Source organism: Pseudomonas sp. H1_D04, assembly GCF_054683855.1.
Genome location: NZ_CP162826.1, coordinates 5,530,417 through 5,550,117 on the forward strand (window position 1 = coordinate 5,530,417; position 19,701 = coordinate 5,550,117).

The following is a 19,701-nucleotide window of genomic DNA, read 5'->3' on the forward strand; positions in this document are numbered from 1 at the left end:
TACTGAATACCAGCCATGGCCACCCAGGTCTGCGTCAGAAATCGCCATTCGCGATCGCTCGCACACTCGGCGCAATTGGGGGCATAAATGGGGGCATAATTCGATTTTTTCAAGCTGAAACTATTGTTCTAGAGCCAAGTCAGAATGTTTTTTGGCTTGCCCGAGAGTCTTTAAGCATCATCACGCAGGGTGTTCATCTGATCATTTCTGCCTTTTCACAGACTATGGAGCTCTACCCACCTCCATAGGATCGCTACATTGGGGGCACATCTGAGGGCATGCTTTGGATGGTTTGAAAAGGATGCCCCCAGCCTGAGGCCAGGTAGGCTTTTGATGAGGGTGGGTGGACTGAAGGAAATATGAACCGTATCAATGGCAGAGCTGTAGTGAGCGCACCACCTACTGAGTGGACTTAACCTCAACTACGATTCTAGATTCCGTTCGAGGCGTTCAGCTCGCAAAGTACTGACCTCCCCCCATGTATTAAAGAAGCCGCTCTGCCCCAACCTGACATCCTAAGCCGCAGTGAAGAAAGCCACTTTCGCCGTAAGGCGATCCGCCAACTGCGAGAGTTCAAGGCTAGCTGTTGCAACTTGATGCGAGCCGGTGGCTGATTGCACTGTGGAGCCGTGAATACGGTTGATGTTTTGAGCGACATCATCGGCCACGCCACTCTGTTGTACAGAGGCACTGGCAATCTGGGCGTTCATATGACTGATGGCGCCAACCTGCTCGCTGATCCGGGCCAGTGCATTCTGCGCGCTGCGGGTTTGAGTGACAGTTTGGCTCGCCAGCTCGCAATTGTTGCGCATTGTTTGCGAGGCGGCTTCCGTCCCCAATTGCAGCGTGCTGATCATCTCCCGAATTTCCTCGGTTTACTGCTGGGTACGGTTGGCTAACGAACGGACTTCATCCGCTACCACCGCAAATCCGCGTCCATGCTCTCCTGCCCTCGCCGCTTCAATAGCAGCGTTCAGAGCCAGCAAGTTGGTTTGAGAGGCGATGGCGTTGATGACATCGATCACTGACTCGATATTTTCACTGTATTTGGATACCTGATTCACGGTGCCCGTGGTTTGCTCCAGCGTTATGGCCAGTTGCTCAATGGCACGGGCAGCACTTGCAACCAATTGATTACCGTTTTCCACTTCAATGTCAGCCAGACGGGAAGCATCAGCTGCCTGCGCGGCGTACCCAGATACTTCGCTGACAGTCGCGGCCATTTGCGTGATGGCGGTAGCCACCTGCTCGGCTTCGTGGGTTTGTAGGTTGATCTGGTCATTGTTGGTCGACGAGGTGGCAGACAATTGGATGGAGGAATGATTGACCTCCTGGGCCGCCCTGCGCACTTGTTGGACAGTCTCCGCCAAATGCACAAGAGCGTCTTTCAGCACCTCCATCACGCTGTTGGGGTAATTGGTGGAAATAGTCTGGTTCAGATCACCAGCCGCCAGACGCTCAATGGCCAATGCCACCTCAGTGGGCTCCGCGCCCAATGTCGATTTAACGAAGCGAATAATCACCGCCGACAATGTGACGCTCAGCAACAGGGCAATTGCGGTCGCGATTAGCATCGTATAACGTTGGTCTGAATAGGTATTCCGAAATAACTGAACAGGCAGCGAACGACTCGGCTAGTTTTTTCAGCGTGCTCTTGGAGGTTAAACTAAGGACGCACCGACAGACTGCACTGTCCTAGCCGCCTGTAATTTGATCGATTATTTGAAGGAAGACCTAAAGCACGACTTGGTTGAGCTTGTTGTGGAGGCCGGTGACTAGGACATGACTGCTACATTCGAGATGGCAAGCAGATCACGAAATGACTATTCAAGGCTGGAGTTGTTCTGGTCTGTCGATTGACCGCATTTGGCCATGCACCTCTTACTCATGTTATTCCCGAACACAAAATTTCTGCCCCCCCCCCCGAAAGCAGCCTGTCAATATTGGGGAACATCCTGCAGTCCCCACCCAACCTGCCGATAACCCTACTAACCGCATGTCGCTATTGGCGCGCGATGGCGTGCCACATGCAACGATCGATGGCGCGATCAGCCAGCTCCTGCTGACGTGGGATGTTGCCGCGTCCATCGCGCCGCCCGCTCGGTTTTGATCCGCAAACGGCGGGTGTCGGCGAGCGCCGTCGGCTTGGTAGACGGTGCGCCTTTGCCGGGCAGGCCCTTGCGCTAGGTCCCTAAGCGCCCTCCTCTAACCGACGATAATTTCAAGAGGGAATCATCTCTCGTATACGAGAAGCGATGGCGTCGACCGCGAAGGGTTTCGTCAGAACGGCCATGCCTTTTCCCAGAATAACGTCACCCATCACTGCATTTTCGGCGTAACCCGTAATGAATAAGACTTGAAGTCCAGGACGGGCTTCCCGAGCGGCATCTGCCATCTGCCGTCCGTTCATTCCGCCAGGCAGACCTACATCCGTTACCAATAAATCGATCCGAACATCCGACCGTAAAATTTTCAAGGCCGTGGCACTGTCGCTGGCTTCGAGAGCCGCGAACCCCATGTCGTGCAATATGTCCGTGACCAGCATGCGTACGGTTGGCTCGTCATCCACTACCAGCACCGTAGCCTCGTGCACTGAAGGCGTAAGCATAAGCGCCTGTTCTACAGCCGATTCGGCATCGTCATGCCCATCATGGCGCGGTAGATAAATACACACGGTTGTGCCCTTGCCTAGCTCTGAATAGATCCGCACTTGTCCACCCGATTGCTGGGCAAAACCATAGATCATCGAAAGGCCCAATCCGGTGCCTTCGCCAAGGGGTTTGGTCGTGAAGAAAGGTTCGAATACCCGCTCAAGCACGTCGCGTGACATTCCGGTGCCGGTATCGGTTACGCAAACCGATAGATACTGACCTTCCACCATATCGAGTTGGCGTGCGGCCTGCGCACTCAACCATCGATTCGCGGTCTCGATAGTAATACGCCCGCCGTCCGGCATCGCATCGCGTGCATTGATCGAAAGATTCAGCAGTGCATTTTCAAGCTGCGGTGGATCAACCAACGCCATCCAGAGGTCCAGGACGGCGACGAGCTCAAGTTGGATGGATGGCCCTACAGTGCGGCGAATCAAGTCCTCCATCCCTGAGACTAATCGATTCACATTGGTTGGCTTGGGATCGAGTGTCTGTCGGCGCGAGAATGCCAGAAGCCTGTGGGTTAAAGCGGCGGCTCGTTTTGCCGAGCTCTGCGCAGCATCAATATAGCGATCCACCTCGTTGAACCGCCCTTGACGTATACGAGACTGCAGCAACTCAAGGCTACCGGAGATGCCAGCCAACAAGTTGTTGAAGTCGTGAGCAAGACCGCCGGTCAACTGGCCTACAGCCTCCATCTTCTGCGCTTGGCGAAGGGCTTCCTGCGTTAGGAACAGGTCCGCGGTACGCTCTTGAACTCTGGCCTCAAGCGTGTCGTTCAACTCCTGCAAGCGCACTTGCGCAAGCTTGGTTGCGGTCACGTCACGTGAGGTAGACAGCAGTTTTTCCGGGAACCCATCGGGTCCCATCACGGGGGTGACGATCACGTCCCACCACCGCGGAGTGCCCTTCATGGTCTTAGCAAAACCTTGGAAGCGGCCGATACGGCCTTCTTTAGCCTCGGCCACGGCGTGCAAAACTTTTCCATGTTCCTCGCCTTGCCATAAGTCAGGCCAGCAAGCGCCTTGGATGGCACCGAAGTCATCGACTTCCATGACACACATGCCGCCCTCAGTCATGAACTCCAGACGGGCATCCAGGTCGAGCACTTTGATACAGTCAGCGGAGCTTGCAAGGACACGACGGTTGAATTCCTCACTGGCTCGCAGGGCCTCCTCCGCGTCTTTGCGCTGAGTCAAATCCACCGTGACCACCAAAAGATTTCCAAGCAAACCCTGGGCGTCAACAATGCGCTGGATGCTGCTGTTGGCCCAGACCAACGAGCCATCAAGGCGGCTATAACGCTTATCAAGGGCAGTAATGCTGCCCGTACGAAGCGCTTGCTCTACTGCTGCCAGGGTGGGAGGCAAATCCTCGACATAGGTGACGTCTGCGACGCCTAGTTGGAGTACCTCTGCCTCAGAACGCCCAAGAATACGGCATAGTTCGCTGTTCACTCGAATGAAGCGGCCTGCGGCATCCACCTCAGACATGCCCACCGTAGCGCTTGTAAATATGACTCGTAGCCGCTCCTCGCTTTCGCGCAATCTTGCTTCGGCGCTCGTACTTTCGAGCACCGACCACTGGCGCTCGGCCGTACGTAACCTGTCGCATCGGGCAGCCTCCAGATGCAACGCAATGAGATCCGCGAAGCCTTTGCCCATGCCAAGAATTCGTGGGTTATCCAGTGAGACCGGGTGTTGATGCATCGCGCACAGACCGCCCCATAGGCGGCCATCTTTCAAGACGATCGGTATGAACAGATAGCTCTGAAATCCATGCACCTGATGAATTGGATAACAAGGGTGTGAAGGGTGCGCTGCAAGATTGCCAATGACTACCGCTTGGTGAAATGTGCCAGCCTGATGGTTAAGGGCAGACAGACATTTCAGCTCATCGCCCGGATGCAAATTCAAACCGATGTCATCGCGTACCGCGCAGATCAGTGAAAGATCGTGGGTAACACGAGCAACGGCTGCAAAGCCCATCCCGGTCATAGCGCACGTGGTTTCCAGCAACGCAGAAATTGCGCACATGCACGCGATGTCCGCTTGGTCGATTGCGAATTCAGACGGACCCACAAAAACGACCGACATATCTGGCATGGCAGGTTTACTCGAAAAGTGAATGTTCAGCGTTCATAAGATTTTTCGCCAGAATGCACCTGACCTTTCCCACCGCACGATTGGGTGCGGGGGCTGAGCCGTGATTTGTTCTGGCTCAAGCCAAGCCTAACCGACGACCTCAACCCTCAGACATCCGGATGGAGTAAACGTCCACCTGAGAAATGAGAAGTTCATACCTTTTAGCGACGTGGATAAGGGTTCTGTACAAATCGTTACCACAGCCCCATCCCTTAAAAAACGTGACAGAAAAAGTGATGGCCAAGCGACATCAATGATCTCAAAGCGCTCCAAAATTGTACAAAAATAAATATCTGTACAACTTTCAATAAAGTTCTCAATCTCGGCGCCGACACCATGAGTGAAATGTTTAATTACATAAAGACGTGATTAGCCGACTGAGCCGAATAGAGCCAGGCACTCGAGAAAATGGAACGTTCTCAACTACACCTATCCACAAACTGTCCCATTCCGGGCTGTGAGAACTCCATGAATATCCTTGCTCCTGCCGTACACCTGGCTAACCAATTACGCTTTCGCACGAAATTCGCTGTGCTTGCAGCAATCGTTCTGATCCCTCTGGTTCTGCTGGGTACGAGCGTCATCCATCAGATCAATGAAAGCATTGAGGTCATTCGCTCGGAACAATTGTGCCAGCGCTATCTGTTGGACGTAACGCCTGTACTGCGCTTATCAATGTTGCAACGCGCGCTCACCAACCGCTTTCTCAGCGGTGATAGAGCCGCTCAGTCCGATCTATCTGCCAACCAGGAGAAGCTGGAGGCCGCGTTTTCGAAACTGGCCGCCACCGACAGGCAATTCAACACGCAACTGGAAACCGGTGATCGCGTGCAGCGCCTGCACACGGGAGCGCAGAGGTTGATCGAGCAAGCAAAAGCCGATGCCAACCAAAACGAGATGTTCGACAACTGGAACGATCAACTGACCGAGACACTGAACTTCGTTTACTACGTATCGGCCACGTCGGGCATGGTGTTGGATGAAGATTACGCATCGCTGTTCATGATCGACCAGAGCACCTTGAGGCTGCCACGGCAAATCAACATCGTCGGGCAATTGCGCGGGCTTGCCAGCGGACTGCATGACGGGCAAACGTTGAGTGCGGGTTCGCGCGGCGTGATCAAGTCGATGCTTAAAAATGAGTTACTCATCCACAAAGAACTTCAGCAAAGCCTGGCCCTATTGCGCCGCAGGGAACCTGCCCTCGCCGATAGTATCCAGGCACCGATCACCAGTGCTTTTGCGAGCCTGGACAGCTTCCGCGCCGACCTCGAAGTCTTGATTGGCGCACCGAGCGACACCATCACCGGCGTTCAGAATCTGCCAGCCAAAGGCAATGCTGTGGTGGCTGAGTTGTACAAGGCGCAAGACACGCTGCAAGACGCACTGCTGAATACGCTTGAACGCCGAGCTCAGGAGAAAACCTCGGAACGTCTGTTCATCCTGGGCATGTTTGCAGTTCTTGGGCTGTTGCTGGTGTATGTGTTCAGCGGCATCTACAGCGCTATGCGCCGCACCCTCAACGATGCTTTGGTAGCTACCCAACTCATTGCGCAGGGTGACCTGAGCGTGCGCATTCAAGTACGGGGCAAAGATGAAATGGCCGACGTGGGCAACGGCCTTAACCATATGGTGCAAGCCTTTAGCTCGTCGCTTGCTCAGGTCGAGCGCAGTTCACAATCGGTCTCCGACGCGGCTGAGCGAATAGGTGTGTCGATTGACCGGGCTAAGCGGTCCATGAGCGCCCAGCAAAGCGAAACCGAACAAGTCGCCACGGCCATCAATGAGATGACCACCAGCGTTGCGGACGTGGCGCAAAACACCGAGGGTGCCGCCCACGCCGCCGAGCACGCCAGCCAATCCTCCAACGCCGGCCTGGCAAAGATGCAGGAAACCCGCGTGACCATTGAAGCCCTGGCGGATGAGGTGGAGCGCAGCGCGCAAAAGGTCTCGGCGCTTGCGCAACACAGCCAGCAGATCGGTGGCGTGATAGAGGTGATCCGTAACATCGCTGATCAAACGAATCTGCTGGCGTTGAACGCCGCCATTGAGGCCGCCCGCGCCGGCGAGCAAGGCAGGGGCTTTGCGGTGGTCGCGGACGAGGTCCGAACTCTCGCCTCGCGCACGCAAAACTCAACAGAAGAGATCCGCCGGATTATCCAAGAGCTGCAACTGGCGACGGACGCTGCCGTCGAGCAAATGAAAGCGGGCAAACTGCGCGCCAAGGAATGTATTGATTCCGCCGACCAAGCCTCCACCAGCCTGGACGCAATCAACGATGGCGTTGAGCAAATCGTCGGCATGAACACCCAGATAGCCAGCGCGGCGGTTCAGCAGCACGCCGTCTCGGAAGATATCAATCGCAACGTGACCGAGATTCGCAACGGCAGTGTTGCGCTGATGGAGGGCATAGAAGACAACGCTGTGACGGCCGAAGAGCTTTCGCTGCTGGCAGGGGAACTGCGTACTGTGGTTTCGCGCTTCAAACTTTAAAGCGACACACGGGGAACTCCAATTTATGGAGATCCCCGGACTTTGTTTGCGAGCCTACCCAACCCCACTGGCGGTTTCTGGATCGCCGTTGACTAGAGCGCCCGCCGTCACTCCAAAACCTTGGGGTGCAGCCACTCAATTTAAACGCGGTGCTTGAATGGAAGTGAGTCGTGCATACCGCCCAGGCCCCCGAAGCCCACTGATGGAAAGTTCTAGGGACGCAGGGCGATAAACGCAAAAGGGAGCGCCTCTGTCGAAACGTCCTTTTTTCTCAACTCAGCGGCGAAAGAGACGGTCTAGAACCAGCAGAGCAACTGCACCAATCGCGATTGCAGCAACTGGTTTTTCTTTAACAAACGTAGATACGCTATCCAGTGCATCACCATAGGTCTGGGTCAACTGACCAGCAGCTTGGCGACCAGTACCTTCAGCCTCCAACTTCGAATCACCAAACAGTTTCCCGACTGCGCTCTGCGCTTTGCCGGCAACCTTTTCTACGACGCCTTCTACCTGTTCGCTCTTCATGATTCACCAAACCTTCGTGTGTGATTGAGTAACCCAGGATAAACCTGGGCTTGAGGCAACCTTCACGGAATTAGGGCGGCTCTGGTAATGATTAGTTCAAAGTTGATGAGGCTCAAAGGCAACCCACTGTCATTAACCCGAAAACGTCAAGAAACGGCCCCCGCTGACGATATGCAGACGCCCCCAGCCATACCCCATGTACTTGCTGATGAAACCGTTGAATCGCCATGAACCGCACAACGCTCGCTGTTAGTGAAATTGCTACTCAACTCGCAAAAATTACCTGGTTACGCTCCTGATGTTTGCCTCGATACAACGCCTGATCCGCGCGATTGAGGGCGCTTCCAAAGCTTTCTCCATAGTGAATTTCGCTCACGGCCAGGGTGGCGGTGACGATAAGTGGAGAGTCATTCAATTCCCCAACCCATTCGCGGATCCGCAGCAGGATTCGATCCGCCACGGCCTTTGCCGCATGTGCAGATGTGGAAGGCATCAGCACCAGAAATTCTTCGCCACCCCAGCGTGAAGCCACATCTGTGGCTCGCAAATTACTGCTGATGGCTTCAGCCACTCGCTGGAGGATCAAGTCGCCCCGCTCATGGCCCAGACGGTCATTGATCTGTTTGAAATGATCGATATCCAGCAGGATGATCGTTGACGATCCCGAATCGGTTAACTGCAGCACCTCATGCATTACCAGGCGCCGCGTATAGAGATTGGTCAGGCTATCGCGATTGGCGGTCTAAAACAGTTTTGCTTGCATTGAACGCGTGAAGCGTACTGACAAGGCTGTGCAATCCAGCAGCACGCCAAGTGCAGCCAACACATTTACGACGCCAAATATCTCAAGCCACTGTGTCGCCACGCCGGAGTTGATACCAAGGTGTTTACGCAAGGCGAAACCACCCACCGACACGGCCAGGATAGCCAGGTAGAGCAACAATCGTGGTAAGAGCGCATCTTGAAAACTGAACGCGATGATGGGGATTAAGCAGTAAAGGTAAAAATAAAAATTGCTGTCCCAACCCAGCACCCAAGTTGCCAATAAAGCGTGCAGAATAATTTCTACACTCATCAATACGCCGGTGAGGCTGTAGCGTCCTGCGCGAATAGCCTTCACGCAAGCTGCATAACCGAGGACGCTCAATACATTACTCACCGCAAGGGAAGGTAAGTGCATCACGCTAAAGATGAAAATGAATATGAAGTGAATGCAGAAGCCGAGCTTCACAATGGGCACGATATGCTTCCAGAACTGCGCGGTGGTTTCACGGAACAGTTGCGCATGGTCACTCGGCGATAAAATCCGTCCAAAATCTGGTTCATTGAGGAGCCTCTTATGTGCCTTGGCGAGCAGACACGGCAAGACCTCAGCGGGGTTTAACGAGGGCGCCCCAATTCGAACCAACTGATCTGCAATCTCGTACCGGTTCAAGTCACTCATGAGTGAAAGCTCTATCAGCTCGTAGGCGAGTGAATCGCTCTTGGTTTCGTAGACACCTCCAAGCCCAGCAAACCAATCACGCGGATGCAAATATTAGGTCGAACACAGCCGATCGAATTTGCTGTTCTCGACCAAGAGCGGATTAGCTGGTCCTTGATGAGCCCTGCCCCCTCCCGCCAGATCCGATGAGGAGTCACCCTGAAAGCCATCGACGACCACCCTGCTCCGCCTCAGAGATCGCCAATCTCGATCGCCCGCATATCCCGCGCTACTGGGGGCAAAACTGGGGGCATATTTTAGTTTTTCCGACCTGAAAATACTGCGCTAGAGCCCAGTAAAAATGTTTTTTGGCTTGCCTGAGAGTCTCTAACCCTCTCTGGACGGTCGAATTGGTTGTTTGATCACTTCGAAGCAATAAACGGGCGCAGCGATTCGACGTGCATCGCGGTTTCATTGCGCAGCCCCTGCATTTCGAACTCCAGTAATGGTGCAGCGTCAGGCCTTTTTCAACGTTGGTATAACGCCAAATCAGTGCTTCTGCGTCCGGGTAAATATATTCTTTTTTTGCCGCGTCATAGATGAAGGCATCGTTATTGAAACACCCATCCGCTTTGGCTCCAGAGGTCATCTGGATTGGGCACATAGGCATTGATGCCTGCATCGTGACAAGCAAGAATCTCCTCGCTTTTCAAGTAACCTCGATCAGCCACTACCGACAGAAATTTTTCTGAAGCTACAACCTCGCGGGCCTGCATGGCCATCGAGCTGAGTAGATCGCAGTCGGGACCGACGTTAGTGACCTCATGTGCAACGATCAAATGGTGTTGGGTATCGACGGCTGTCTGGATCGGTCAGTGAAACCTGTGTGACCGGAGAGTCGTTGAGCTGGACTTCGTGCGCCCGAAGCTCCTTAATTTGAGTTTCGAGCTTGCCGATTTTCTCTTCCAGCCGCACGGCACTTGGCTCAGGGGCTGTCGATTCTTGCAGATCAGCATACCTTCATCTGTTGCGCCTCAAGTGCTCGCGTAGCTAGCAGGTGGGCTGCTGCCGGATGGGATGTTTTCTAAAAGCAAAGACTTAGAGTCTTAGCTCCCTTGGAAGCTGGGAGCGCGGTAGCAAATTAATAAGCAGTCGCACCGCGAATCAACCAGACGCCTCAGCTACATTCATGTAGGCCTGTACTTCAGAAAACATACATGAGCATGAGAGTTGATACAGCCGCTCTTCCAACGTGCCGCTCGCAACCTCTTTCATAAAACAAACAATAAACCGTTTATTCGATTGCGTTGATAGTGAAAATCACCACAGAACCGTTGAAAACCTACCAACTGGATGGTAGCTTTGTTTAGTGTTTTAAATCACTACAAACAACGCCATCCCTGTGAGAATCCCATGCAAGATTGGAAGCAAACCCGCAAAGACATCAATACTCGTTTGGTAGAGCTCAACGGCCTGTCGCCGGAAACGATGAAAGGCATGGCCGCACTCGGCGCCGCCGGTGGGAAAACCAACCATCTAGACGCCAAGACTCGCGAGCTCATCTCCCTTGCAGTGGCCGTGACGACCCGCTGCGATGGTTGTATTGCCTTCCATGCTGCTGAAGCCAAGAAGCTCGGTATAACCAGCGAAGAGGTAGCTGAAGCTTTGGGTGTGGCCATCAACATGAACGCCGGGGCTGCAATGGTCTATAGCACCCACGTACTCGACGCGTTCGACAAGTCCTAATCAAACGCCGAATCCCCCCTTCAACGACGTCGAGATAAATCATGAATAAGCTGTTCACTCCTTACGATCTAGCCGGTACTCCTTTGAAAAACCGCGTTGTCATGGCCCCTATGACTCGCACCCGAACCTTGAACAACATTCCGAATGAATCCAACGCGCTTTACTACGCACAACGAGCTTCTGCCGGCTTGCTGATCACCGAAGGCCTGCCTATTTCCGATGAGGCTCGCGGCTATCTGTACACCCCTGGCATTTACGAAGATGTGCACTTACCAGGCTGGCGCAAAGTGACTGACGCGGTGCACGCCAAGGGCGGGAAGATTTTTGCGCAGCTCTGGCACGTAGGCCGTATGTCCCACACCTCGGTACACGGCATGGCGCCAGTCTCCTCGGGCACGGTGCCTGCGGTAGATACCACGGTGTATGCCTGGATCGAGCCCGGCAAATCTGGCCCTGTACAGCCAAGCTCTCCACGTGCACTGGAAACTGAAGAAGTGAAACGCGTCATCGCTGACTTCGTGAAGTCTGCACGAATGGCCATGGACGCCGGCTTTGACGGTATCGAAATCATGGCAGCCAACGGCTTTCTGTTCGACCAATTCCTGAGCAGCGCCCTGAACACTCGTACTGATCAGTACGGTGGCTCCATTGCCAACCGTCAGCGCTTCCTTCTGGAAACCATTGATGCGATTGCTGCTGAAATCGGCGGATCGAAGATCGGTGTGCGCTTCTCTCCTTTTGGTCGCCTCTACGACTTCGGTGTGTACGAAGGCGAAGAAGAAACCTGGATGAGCATGGCAGCTGCCCTCAACGAAAGAGAGCTGGCATTTGTTCACCTGAACTACCAACCGACCATCCTCGCCGCGCAAACGCCACCAGGTTTCGGCGCTGCATTCCGTGAAGCGTACAAGGGCACCTTGATGGCTGCGGGCGGCTTCACTAAAGAGATCGCAGAGTCTGAGCTGGTTAAAGGCGAGCTAGATCTGATTGCTTTTGGCACAGCCTACATTGCCAACCCTGATCTGGTAGAGCGTATGCAGAACGATTGGCCATTGGCCGAAGGTGATCGCGCGACCTACTACGGCGTAAGCGGTTCGATTGATAAGGGCTACACCGACTATCCGGAATACGCAGCCGCCAAAGCCTGATATTCCTTCACAAACATTTAGGAGAACACCATGCCACTCGTAACTATCAAAGGGATTGAAGGCGTTTTTTCCGACGAACAAAAGGCTGAAGTGATTCGCAAAGTGACTGACGCTATGGTGTCGGTTGAAGGCGAAAACATGCGCGCCCTCACGTGGGTCATCTTCGAAGAGGTGAAAAGTGGAGACTGGGGTATTGGTGGCAAACCTGTGACCGCGCAGGAAGTATTGAAGCTGCAAGCCGGTCAGTAAGGCTTCTCCTTCAGGTCATTAGCTCCCTGTTCGTTGAGTGCGGTTATGCTCAACGAACAGGGAGCTTTTTCCGTTCTTAAAGAACGCCAGGTTTGTGGGAACTACTCCGTGATTCTGATCATCTACGCCCATCCTTACCCTGATAAATCTAACGTCAACATGTTGATGCTCAAGCTGGCAGCCAACAATCCCGATGTCGCAATCCGTTCGCTGTACGACATGTACCCCGATTTCAATATCGACGTTGAAGCTGAGCAGAGGGCGGTGGAACAGGCAGATCTCCTCGTTCTGCAACACCCTCTGTACTGGTATAGCTACCCACCTCTCTTGAAGCTGTGGATCGATAAGGTTTTCACACAGGGCTGGGCCTACGGCGCGGGCGCTACTGCCTTGAAAAACAAAAAAATGCTGTGGGCCGTGACTACTGGCGGTGAGCATGATCATTTTGAAGGGGGCGACCACCCAGGTTTTGCGGTGCTGTCCCAGCCCATTCAGGCGACGGCGAATTACTGCGGGATGCGTTGGTTGAGTCCAGTCGCAGTCCATGGTGCTTACAGAGCAGATCAAACCGCATTGCTTAAACAGATCCGGAATTATGGCGAGCGCCTGACGTCATGGAGGGAAGATTGAATGGACACTCACAGTCTGATTGAAATGCTTATCTACCTGGGCTCGGCTGCCTTGATAGTCCCAATTGCCGTCCGGTTAGGGCTCGGCCCGGTTTTAGGCTACCTGATAGCCGGCTGCCTGATCGGCCCATGGGGTTTAAAGCTTGTGACCGATGTCGAGTCCATCCTGCACTTTGCTGAAATTGGCGTGGTGTTGATGCTGTTCATCATTGGTCTCGAGCTCGACCCCAAGCGTCTTTGGGCTATGCGCCGCATGGTTTTCGGCGGCGGCGCTTTACAGATGCTGGCATGCGGTGCGGCCATCGCAGTTTTCTGCGCTGCACTTGGGTTGAATTGGACGGCTGCGCTGTTGGTCGGGCTGACGTTGAGCCTGTCTTCGACTGCTATCGCCATGCAGGCCATGAACGAACGAAATATGACCTCGACCGCTGTGGGTCGCAGCAGCTTTGCCGTGTTGCTTTTCCAGGACATCGCAGCCATTCCCTTAGTAGCAATGATCCCACTGCTGGCCGCAAATGGTGGTACGCCTTCCGGTGCAGAGTTGGCCCTGTCCATTGCCAAAATCGTAGGTGCAATTGTCGCAGTGGTTCTCTTGGGTCAGTACGTCTCTCGGCCCGTCCTTCGCTTTGTAGCGCGCTCAGGCCTGAGAGAAATCTTTAGTGCCGTCGCACTGTTCTTGGTGTTCGGGTTCGGCCTCTTGTTGGAAGAGGCCGGCTTATCCATGGCCATGGGCGCTTTCTTAGCCGGCGTTCTCTTGGCCAGCTCGGAGTATCGCCATGCTCTGGAAAGCGATATAGAACCCTTCAAAGGCCTGTTGTTGGGTCTGTTCTTTATCGGTGTAGGGATGTCGATTGACTTCGGCACGCTGATCGATTCGCCGCTGAAAGTCATCACACTGACCTTGGGCTTCATCCTGATCAAGCTGCTCGTGATCAAGCTCTTGGGGCGCTTCCTGAATGTCCCAAGTGACCAGCGTTCATGGCAGGCGGTATTCCTTGGACAAGGCAGTGAGTTTGCCTTCGTAGTATTTGGCGCAGCGACCGTCGCCGGCATCCTGGTCGACCCTTGGGGTAAGAGCCTGACGCTAGCGGTGGCGTTGTCCATGTGCGTGACGCCTTTGTTGATCCTTTTACTCAATCACCTGGAGTCGTCGAGCAAACAGGGCAGTAATGAAGCTGACACCATTGATCAGAGCAATCCTCGGGTCATCATTGCTGGCTTCGGTCGATTCGGTCAGATCGCTGGGCGTCTGTTGATGTCCTGTGGTTTTGAGGTAGTGGTCTTGGATCATGATCCAGACCATATCGAGACGCTGCGTAAGTTCGGGGTCAAGGTGTTCTATGGGGATGCCACCCGCCTCGATTTACTGCACGCTGCGGGTGCTGCCCAAGCCGTGGTGCTGATCAACGCCATCGATAATCAAGACGATAACCTGGCACTGACCAAGTTGGCCCAGGAGCATTTTCCATCCCTAAAACTGGTGGTGCGCGCTCGAGATATGGGGCACATCATTACCCTACGTCAGATGGGTGTGGAAGAAGTCGAGCGAGAGACATTTGAAAGCGCATTGTCCCTGGGGCGCAGGGCTTTGGAGCAACTCGGGATAGGACGCTACGAAGCTCGTGAGCGTGCGGATCGATTCCGTCGCCTTAACTTGGAAATGCTAGAAGAGATGGCCGCTCAGCCCGAGGACGATACCGAATTCAAGTACGACGCTTACAAACGAGCCAACGCTTTACTAACGGAAATATTCAATGAAGATCGCGCTCATACAATTGACGCAGGCCCAGGAAAGGTGAGCCTTCCACGCAGCGAGTCAGATAGCTGACTGACTTACCGGTCGAGGAGGATGCTTGTTTAGCTAGCGTCCTCCAGCTCAGTGACGATTGCTTTTTTCAAGGCTGAAACTGATTTAGACCCGGCGAAGACTTTCAACAATCGGCCTTCGTGGAACACTGCCAAGGACGGCACAGTACGAATGCCATACATCTGCGCAATCGTCGGTGATACCGCAATATCAATTTTTCCAAACACTGCCAGAGCATGGAGCTTTGCTTCCAAGTCCACGAAGACTGGCTTCATTTCTTTACAAGGTTTGCACCAAGATGCTGAGAACAGTACGACACTGCTGCCTTTGGCAACAAAGCGGGCAAATTGGGGAGCGCTCAACTCAACGATACGGCTCATTTGGGTCTCACGTGTTGTGTTAAGGAAAAGGGGGCACCTTGTGAGTGCCACGTTCCGTTGCCGATCAAACTTTGCAGCCATCGACGCCGCAGACTTGGCCTATCAATGAGCTATCGTCGACTTTCGCGCTTTCTACCATTTGATTGAGCGCGTCAAGAAAAGCAGCTTCAGGTTGTGCACCGGAAACAGAGAATTCTTCGTTGAAGACAAAGAGAGGCACGCCAGAACCCAACTGGGCGGCGAAATGCTCATCCGCTTCCATCTCTACGCGCAGTTCTACAGATGACCACGCCAATTGAATTGCCGCATCCGACACACCTGCATCTTTCGCAATCACCGCCAAGCTGGCGCGATCAAAAAGTGACTTACCGTGGCTGGTGCTTTTTTCGTACAGCGCTTCCACAAGGCGCTTTTTCACTGCCCCGTCTTCAACCGCTTTCACCAAGACATGAGCATCAGCAGTATCGCCGAACATCATAGTGTCGAAGCGGTAATCCAGCCCGTCGGCCTGGCCATATTTACTCACAGTGTTCATCATCGCTGCTGCGGAATCTGGGTTGCCGAGCTTACGTTTCAGTGCTGCGACCATCGGTTCAGGGGCGTGATTTGCAGCCAGTCGATAGGCCCGAACGTTGACCTGTACATCGTCTTTCTGCGGGAAGTTTTCGAGCGCTTTTTCAAAACGACGCTTGGCAATCCAGCACCAAGGACACACATAATCAGACCAGATATCGACTACATATTTTTTCGAAGGGGTTTGCATAATTTATCCTGCACGGAGAAGTGAAGATTGCATTGCGGCTATTTCAAGCAGATGGTTAAAGCCAGCCAACGGGTCGGCTGAGCGACCCAGTGTCCAATCAATGAGGCTTGCTCCCTCCAGCATGCTCAGCAGCATGAAAGCGAAGTGCTCAACAGATGTTCCCAGCAACCAGCTGTGCTGCCGGACTGCGTCATTGAGGGTGCTTTGGAGCCAGGTGAGCTGCGAATTGAAGAAGTCCCTTGTGAGGCCTTGGAGCGACAAAGGCAACGCAGCCATTTCTGCCGCCAAGGCGCCGCATAACGGCAGCAGCCCCTCATTCGCGCTTATCACGAAAAGTCGGGAAAAAGCCTGTAAGCGCTGCTGTGGCTCGGGATGCATGATCTCGATTGACACCAACGTCTCGTTGAACCGAGCGATGTAGTCGTTGATAAGCTCCGCGCCTAAGCACTCCTTGGTAGGAAAGTGATGGTGAATACTGGCTTTTCTAATACCGACTTTCGCTGCGAGATCCGCGTAACTGAACGCTGAGTAACCCTTTGAGCGCATCTGGGTTTCCGCGTAGCTCAGCAGCGCGGCTTTTGTCGTGATAGACATTTGAAACTCCTACAGCCAGCACCCTTGTCACCGAAGCAACTGCTGGAACGCGCCCCAATGAGAGGCGCTTCACGCAGCGCTTGCCTCGGTGTTTAGGCACGTACCGCCATCACCCCTGCATCAACATCCCAGATAGCACCGGTCACCCAGGAGGTTTTATCGGATAGTAAGAAGAGGATGGTATTGGCGACGTCTTCAGGAACACCGACTCGACCCAGTGGGTGGAAATCGTTTAGCGACTTCATCGCATCCGGGATCGCTTCCTTGTCCATGAAGCCTTCATAGATCGAGGTGTGAACGATGCCAGGCGAAACGGCATTGACTCGGATACCTGAGTGAGCCAATTCAATTGCCAGGTTTCGAGTGACTGCGTGCAGGCCCGCCTTGGCCATCGAATAAGCAGTTGCTGGAGAGCCGGCCAGCGCAGCTTGCGCGCCAATCGAACCGACGTTGACAATGGAGCCTTCGCGCTTGGCAGCAAGCATATTTTTGACCACTGCCTGCGTGATAAAGAATGTGGCGCGGCTCAGATCCAGGTACATGTCGTAGTCAGCCTCATCGTGCTCGATGAAAGGCTTCGGAATGAATATGCCTGCAGAGTTCACCATAAAGCCGATGTCACTGTGGTTGGCATTGATTTCGCTGCGTACATGATTCATCCCTTCCTCGGTCATGAGGTTGGCAACGATCACTGATACGTTCCCCAGCGGGCTCAGCTCGGCGCGCACAGCATCGGCTTTATCCTGTTTACTGCCGGTGAGAACCACGCTGCCACCCGCCTTTAAAAACTGGCGCGCTGTTTCCAGACCCATGCCGCTCGTGCCGCCGACGACCAACAGTTTTTTGCCTTTAAAAAAATCGTCCATTACAGACTCCGGTATCAGATAAGTGAGAGGTGGTCAGCGGCCAGGTGCCGTGCTGACCTGTGACCAGGACAGTTAGCCTTCGATGACTTCGAGCTTAGGGAGCATGCGGATGGCTTTAGAGAAGTTGGCGTAGTTGACCGAAGTCTTGAGCACCACGTTGTGCAGCTCCTCAACACGCTCACGCGAAGCATCTGTGTGCAGGCGAATCACGACACTCACCTCGTCGTAGCCTGGGTTAACGCTTTCGTCGATCCCCAGGAAGCCACGCAGGTCGAGAGTGCCGTCGGTCTCAATTTCCAGGCTGTGAATCTTGATGCCCATCATTGCGGCATTGGCGGCATAGCCGACCGACATGCAGGCGTTTAGAGCAGCCATCAGCAGCTCCTGAGGGTTGGGCGCGGTGTTCTCGCCCAGCAATTCATTCGGCTCATCGGCTGCAATTTCAAAATCGCGGGAATAGGTCTCACCGGCCAAGCTGTAACGGCTGACTTTGGCTACAGAACGGGTCTGACCCTTCCAAGCGGTTTTAACGTTGAAGCTTGCGTGGCGCTTGGTCGCATCACCAGCAACGCCTTCGGCGAAATTCTGGAGTGCGGCGACATCGATACCATTCAGGTTGCTGCTCATGTGGACGTTCCTCTTCAGATAAGCCGGACGATTAGACCGGAAGAGAAACAAGACTACCAAGTAGTAGGTTGGTTTACAAGAGAGGTGACGATACCAATAGTTTTGAAAAGCTAGGCTGCATAGAGGAATTGGGAGTATTGATGACAACACAGTGAGTGTCGTGACCAACAGAGTCACTTCGAAAGCGACGCCATGAAACGATCTTTCACACCTCTATGCATCGGGTGAAATTTGTGTGATCGTACGAATTGATGGCATAAGGCCGTCACCACATGGATAAAAATCAGGGAGGTTTTATGGCTGCTTATGCACCAGGGCACGTGTTGGGGCGAGATGGAGGTTCGTTTCAAGAAGTCACTTTGAACGCAGCCAAGAGCGCGGTCGTCGCTAAGCATGGACGGTACTGTACAATTCGCGATCACGAAAAAGCGCCGCCTACAAGCAAGCCTTCGCGTCATTGGCTGCAAATCTACCGCACACCAGATAATACCGAGTGATCTATTCGGTGGATTTTAGTCTGCACTAATTGATACAAGCGTAGATCGGCACGCGGCCCTGAATCAAATAACTCAAGGCCGCCTGCTCTTGGCAGGCGACCAAATCGAGAAGCTTTTGAAAGATGTACTAAAGATACAGCGATGAAAGATGCCCCCTGGAAAGGGAATGCAGCGATAGAGTCGATAAGTGTGCTTGCTAGAGTTTTCAGTGACGAAGGGTAGATAAAATCAAATCAAATCCCGAAGATTTCTCGTAATCATCGCTCATCGCCCAAGAAACAAAGCTCGCACCTTCCAAAGTATTCAATATGAACCTTGAAACTCTGATTACATCCAGGTCGGCTTTAAGCTCTCCTCGATCTTGACCCTGCTTAATGTTTGCTTGGAGCCAAGTGAGATGGATCTCAAAGAAATCCTTTGTCATTTCTTTGAGGCTTTCAGGCAGGGCCAGAAGCTCTGCGGCGAGGGCTCCACAGAGTGGGAGCATCCCGTTTAGACTGCTGTGTGCGAACATCAAGGCGAACGCATTCAGCCGGTCGACAACACTGACGTGTTCATCATTGATAGCGTCCAGCTGCTTTTTAAACCGGAACAGGTAGCTCTCGACGATGGCAATTGCCAAGCCTTCCTTGGTCGGGAAGTGATGGTGAATACTCGCTTTTTTAATGCCGATGTCGTCCGCAAGGTCGGCATAGCTGAAGGCCGCATAGCCTTTCGTGCGCAGCAGAACCTCGGCGCTGGTCAAAAGGTCTGAACGTGTACTCATGATCGTGTATCCAAATTTATCATCTAGACATCATAAATTAGTCACACCTCATAAGACAGCGTTCGCCTTGCAAAGTACTGAGCTGCCTATACTTTGTGCCTCCTGCGGAATGCTTCTTCCATCTTGAGGCCTGTACGGAAACGCGGCATAGGACAAACGTCCGCGGCGCGTTCAAACGATCGGTGAGTACGCCGGACACATCAAGCAGGGCTTGTCCAGGCTGAGGCCTCAAGGCCCACACGAATCAAACGGCCCTCAACGCCCCGCCTGCTACATCCTTTGAACTCTGTGCGCATGCAGTCCGGAGCCAGCACGCGCTGTTCGGCGCGAAGGATGACCCCGCACGACACAGTTCGTCAGATACAAGTCCCAAACTATGTGCTGGCAGGTAAA

The 19,701-nt window shown here is 53.6% G+C and carries 14 protein-coding genes and 4 pseudogenes; 7 read left to right on the top strand and 11 right to left on the bottom strand.

Annotation, left to right across the window (positions count from 1 at the left end; translation table 11 throughout):
- Positions 1 to 515 precede the first annotated feature (515 nt).
- Positions 516 to 1,547 (bottom strand): annotated as a pseudogene (locus tag AB4N82_RS25565) (methyl-accepting chemotaxis protein).
- 674 nt (positions 1,548 to 2,221) lie between these two features.
- The gene (locus AB4N82_RS25570; protein ID WP_205898241.1) at positions 2,222 to 4,756 is read right to left on the bottom strand and encodes a PAS domain S-box protein; all 2,535 of its coding nucleotides are present in this window, start codon (positions 4,754 to 4,756) and stop codon (positions 2,222 to 2,224) included.
- Between the two features lie 1,545 nt (positions 4,757 to 6,301).
- Between AB4N82_RS25570 and AB4N82_RS25575 the strand changes: the two are divergent.
- A pseudogene (locus AB4N82_RS25575) lies at positions 6,302 to 6,424 on the top strand (HAMP domain-containing protein); the annotation flags it as partial.
- A gap of 159 nt (positions 6,425 to 6,583) precedes the next feature.
- A complete protein-coding gene (locus tag AB4N82_RS25580; protein ID WP_425417127.1) occupies positions 6,584 to 7,288 on the top strand; it encodes a methyl-accepting chemotaxis protein in 705 nt (234 codons plus the stop codon).
- Between the two features lie 276 nt (positions 7,289 to 7,564).
- Here the strand turns inward: AB4N82_RS25580 and AB4N82_RS25585 are convergent, their stop codons facing one another.
- From AB4N82_RS25585 to AB4N82_RS25595, 3 genes and pseudogenes are all read right to left on the bottom strand, one after another.
- On the bottom strand, positions 7,565 to 7,813 hold the full coding sequence (locus AB4N82_RS25585; protein ID WP_068932058.1) for a CsbD family protein: 249 nt from the start codon (positions 7,811 to 7,813) through the stop codon (positions 7,565 to 7,567).
- Positions 7,814 to 8,078: 265 nt separating this feature from the next.
- A pseudogene (locus AB4N82_RS25590) lies at positions 8,079 to 9,119 on the bottom strand (diguanylate cyclase).
- A 556-nt stretch (positions 9,120 to 9,675) separates the two neighbouring features.
- Positions 9,676 to 10,250: pseudogene (locus AB4N82_RS25595) on the bottom strand (transposase); the annotation flags it as partial.
- A gap of 399 nt (positions 10,251 to 10,649) precedes the next feature.
- On the opposite strand from AB4N82_RS25595, the gene AB4N82_RS25600 reads away from it, so the two are divergent.
- From AB4N82_RS25600 to kefC, 5 genes are all read left to right on the top strand, one after another.
- Complete coding sequence (locus AB4N82_RS25600; RefSeq protein ID WP_053481123.1) at positions 10,650 to 10,982, top strand: carboxymuconolactone decarboxylase family protein; 333 nt, start codon at positions 10,650 to 10,652, stop codon at positions 10,980 to 10,982.
- 41 nt (positions 10,983 to 11,023) lie between these two features.
- Positions 11,024 to 12,130, top strand: coding sequence for an alkene reductase (locus AB4N82_RS25605; RefSeq protein ID WP_099584282.1), 1,107 nt, complete (start codon positions 11,024 to 11,026; stop codon positions 12,128 to 12,130).
- A gap of 30 nt (positions 12,131 to 12,160) precedes the next feature.
- On the top strand, positions 12,161 to 12,379 hold the full coding sequence (locus tag AB4N82_RS25610; protein WP_029290791.1) for a tautomerase family protein: 219 nt from the start codon (positions 12,161 to 12,163) through the stop codon (positions 12,377 to 12,379).
- 108 nt (positions 12,380 to 12,487) lie between these two features.
- Positions 12,488 to 13,009: a glutathione-regulated potassium-efflux system oxidoreductase KefF gene (gene kefF / locus AB4N82_RS25615; protein WP_029290789.1), complete on the top strand. Its 522-nt coding sequence runs from the start codon at positions 12,488 to 12,490 to the stop codon at positions 13,007 to 13,009.
- Positions 13,010 to 14,836, top strand: a complete 1,827-nt coding sequence (kefC, locus tag AB4N82_RS25620) for a glutathione-regulated potassium-efflux system protein KefC (protein ID WP_460103712.1) — start codon at positions 13,010 to 13,012, stop codon at positions 14,834 to 14,836.
- Between the two features lie 29 nt (positions 14,837 to 14,865).
- Here the strand turns inward: kefC and AB4N82_RS25625 are convergent, their stop codons facing one another.
- From AB4N82_RS25625 to AB4N82_RS25650, 6 genes are all read right to left on the bottom strand, one after another.
- Positions 14,866 to 15,195, bottom strand: a complete 330-nt coding sequence (locus tag AB4N82_RS25625; protein WP_029290787.1) for a thioredoxin family protein — start codon at positions 15,193 to 15,195, stop codon at positions 14,866 to 14,868.
- Positions 15,196 to 15,259: 64 nt separating this feature from the next.
- Positions 15,260 to 15,958: a DsbA family oxidoreductase gene (locus AB4N82_RS25630; protein WP_029290786.1), complete on the bottom strand. Its 699-nt coding sequence runs from the start codon at positions 15,956 to 15,958 to the stop codon at positions 15,260 to 15,262.
- A gap of 3 nt (positions 15,959 to 15,961) precedes the next feature.
- Positions 15,962 to 16,552 (bottom strand): TetR/AcrR family transcriptional regulator, encoded by a 591-nt coding sequence (locus AB4N82_RS25635; protein ID WP_029290784.1) that lies wholly within the window; start codon positions 16,550 to 16,552, stop codon positions 15,962 to 15,964.
- 92 nt (positions 16,553 to 16,644) lie between these two features.
- On the bottom strand, positions 16,645 to 17,418 hold the full coding sequence (locus AB4N82_RS25640) for an SDR family NAD(P)-dependent oxidoreductase (protein WP_460103716.1): 774 nt from the start codon (positions 17,416 to 17,418) through the stop codon (positions 16,645 to 16,647).
- A gap of 72 nt (positions 17,419 to 17,490) precedes the next feature.
- A complete protein-coding gene (locus tag AB4N82_RS25645) occupies positions 17,491 to 18,045 on the bottom strand; it encodes an OsmC family protein (protein WP_029290780.1) in 555 nt (184 codons plus the stop codon).
- Positions 18,046 to 18,747: 702 nt separating this feature from the next.
- A complete protein-coding gene (locus AB4N82_RS25650; RefSeq protein WP_029290777.1) occupies positions 18,748 to 19,308 on the bottom strand; it encodes a TetR/AcrR family transcriptional regulator in 561 nt (186 codons plus the stop codon).
- Positions 19,309 to 19,701: the final 393 nt, after the last annotated feature.

Coding starts and splice junctions, on each gene's coding strand:
- AB4N82_RS25640 (WP_460103716.1), bottom strand. CDS start 17,418: ATGGACGATTTTTTTAAAGGCAAAAAACTGTTGGTCGTCGGCGGCACG.
- AB4N82_RS25570 (WP_205898241.1), bottom strand. CDS start 4,756: ATGCCAGATATGTCGGTCGTTTTTGTGGGTCCGTCTGAATTCGCAATC.
- AB4N82_RS25645 (WP_029290780.1), bottom strand. CDS start 18,045: ATGAGCAGCAACCTGAATGGTATCGATGTCGCCGCACTCCAGAATTTC.
- AB4N82_RS25610 (WP_029290791.1), top strand. CDS start 12,161: ATGCCACTCGTAACTATCAAAGGGATTGAAGGCGTTTTTTCCGACGAA.
- AB4N82_RS25585 (WP_068932058.1), bottom strand. CDS start 7,813: ATGAAGAGCGAACAGGTAGAAGGCGTCGTAGAAAAGGTTGCCGGCAAA.
- kefC (WP_460103712.1), top strand. CDS start 13,010: ATGGACACTCACAGTCTGATTGAAATGCTTATCTACCTGGGCTCGGCT.
- AB4N82_RS25580 (WP_425417127.1), top strand. CDS start 6,584: ATGACCACCAGCGTTGCGGACGTGGCGCAAAACACCGAGGGTGCCGCC.
- AB4N82_RS25625 (WP_029290787.1), bottom strand. CDS start 15,195: ATGAGCCGTATCGTTGAGTTGAGCGCTCCCCAATTTGCCCGCTTTGTT.
- AB4N82_RS25605 (WP_099584282.1), top strand. CDS start 11,024: ATGAATAAGCTGTTCACTCCTTACGATCTAGCCGGTACTCCTTTGAAA.
- AB4N82_RS25630 (WP_029290786.1), bottom strand. CDS start 15,958: ATGCAAACCCCTTCGAAAAAATATGTAGTCGATATCTGGTCTGATTAT.
- AB4N82_RS25635 (WP_029290784.1), bottom strand. CDS start 16,552: ATGTCTATCACGACAAAAGCCGCGCTGCTGAGCTACGCGGAAACCCAG.
- AB4N82_RS25600 (WP_053481123.1), top strand. CDS start 10,650: ATGCAAGATTGGAAGCAAACCCGCAAAGACATCAATACTCGTTTGGTA.
- AB4N82_RS25650 (WP_029290777.1), bottom strand. CDS start 19,308: ATGAGTACACGTTCAGACCTTTTGACCAGCGCCGAGGTTCTGCTGCGC.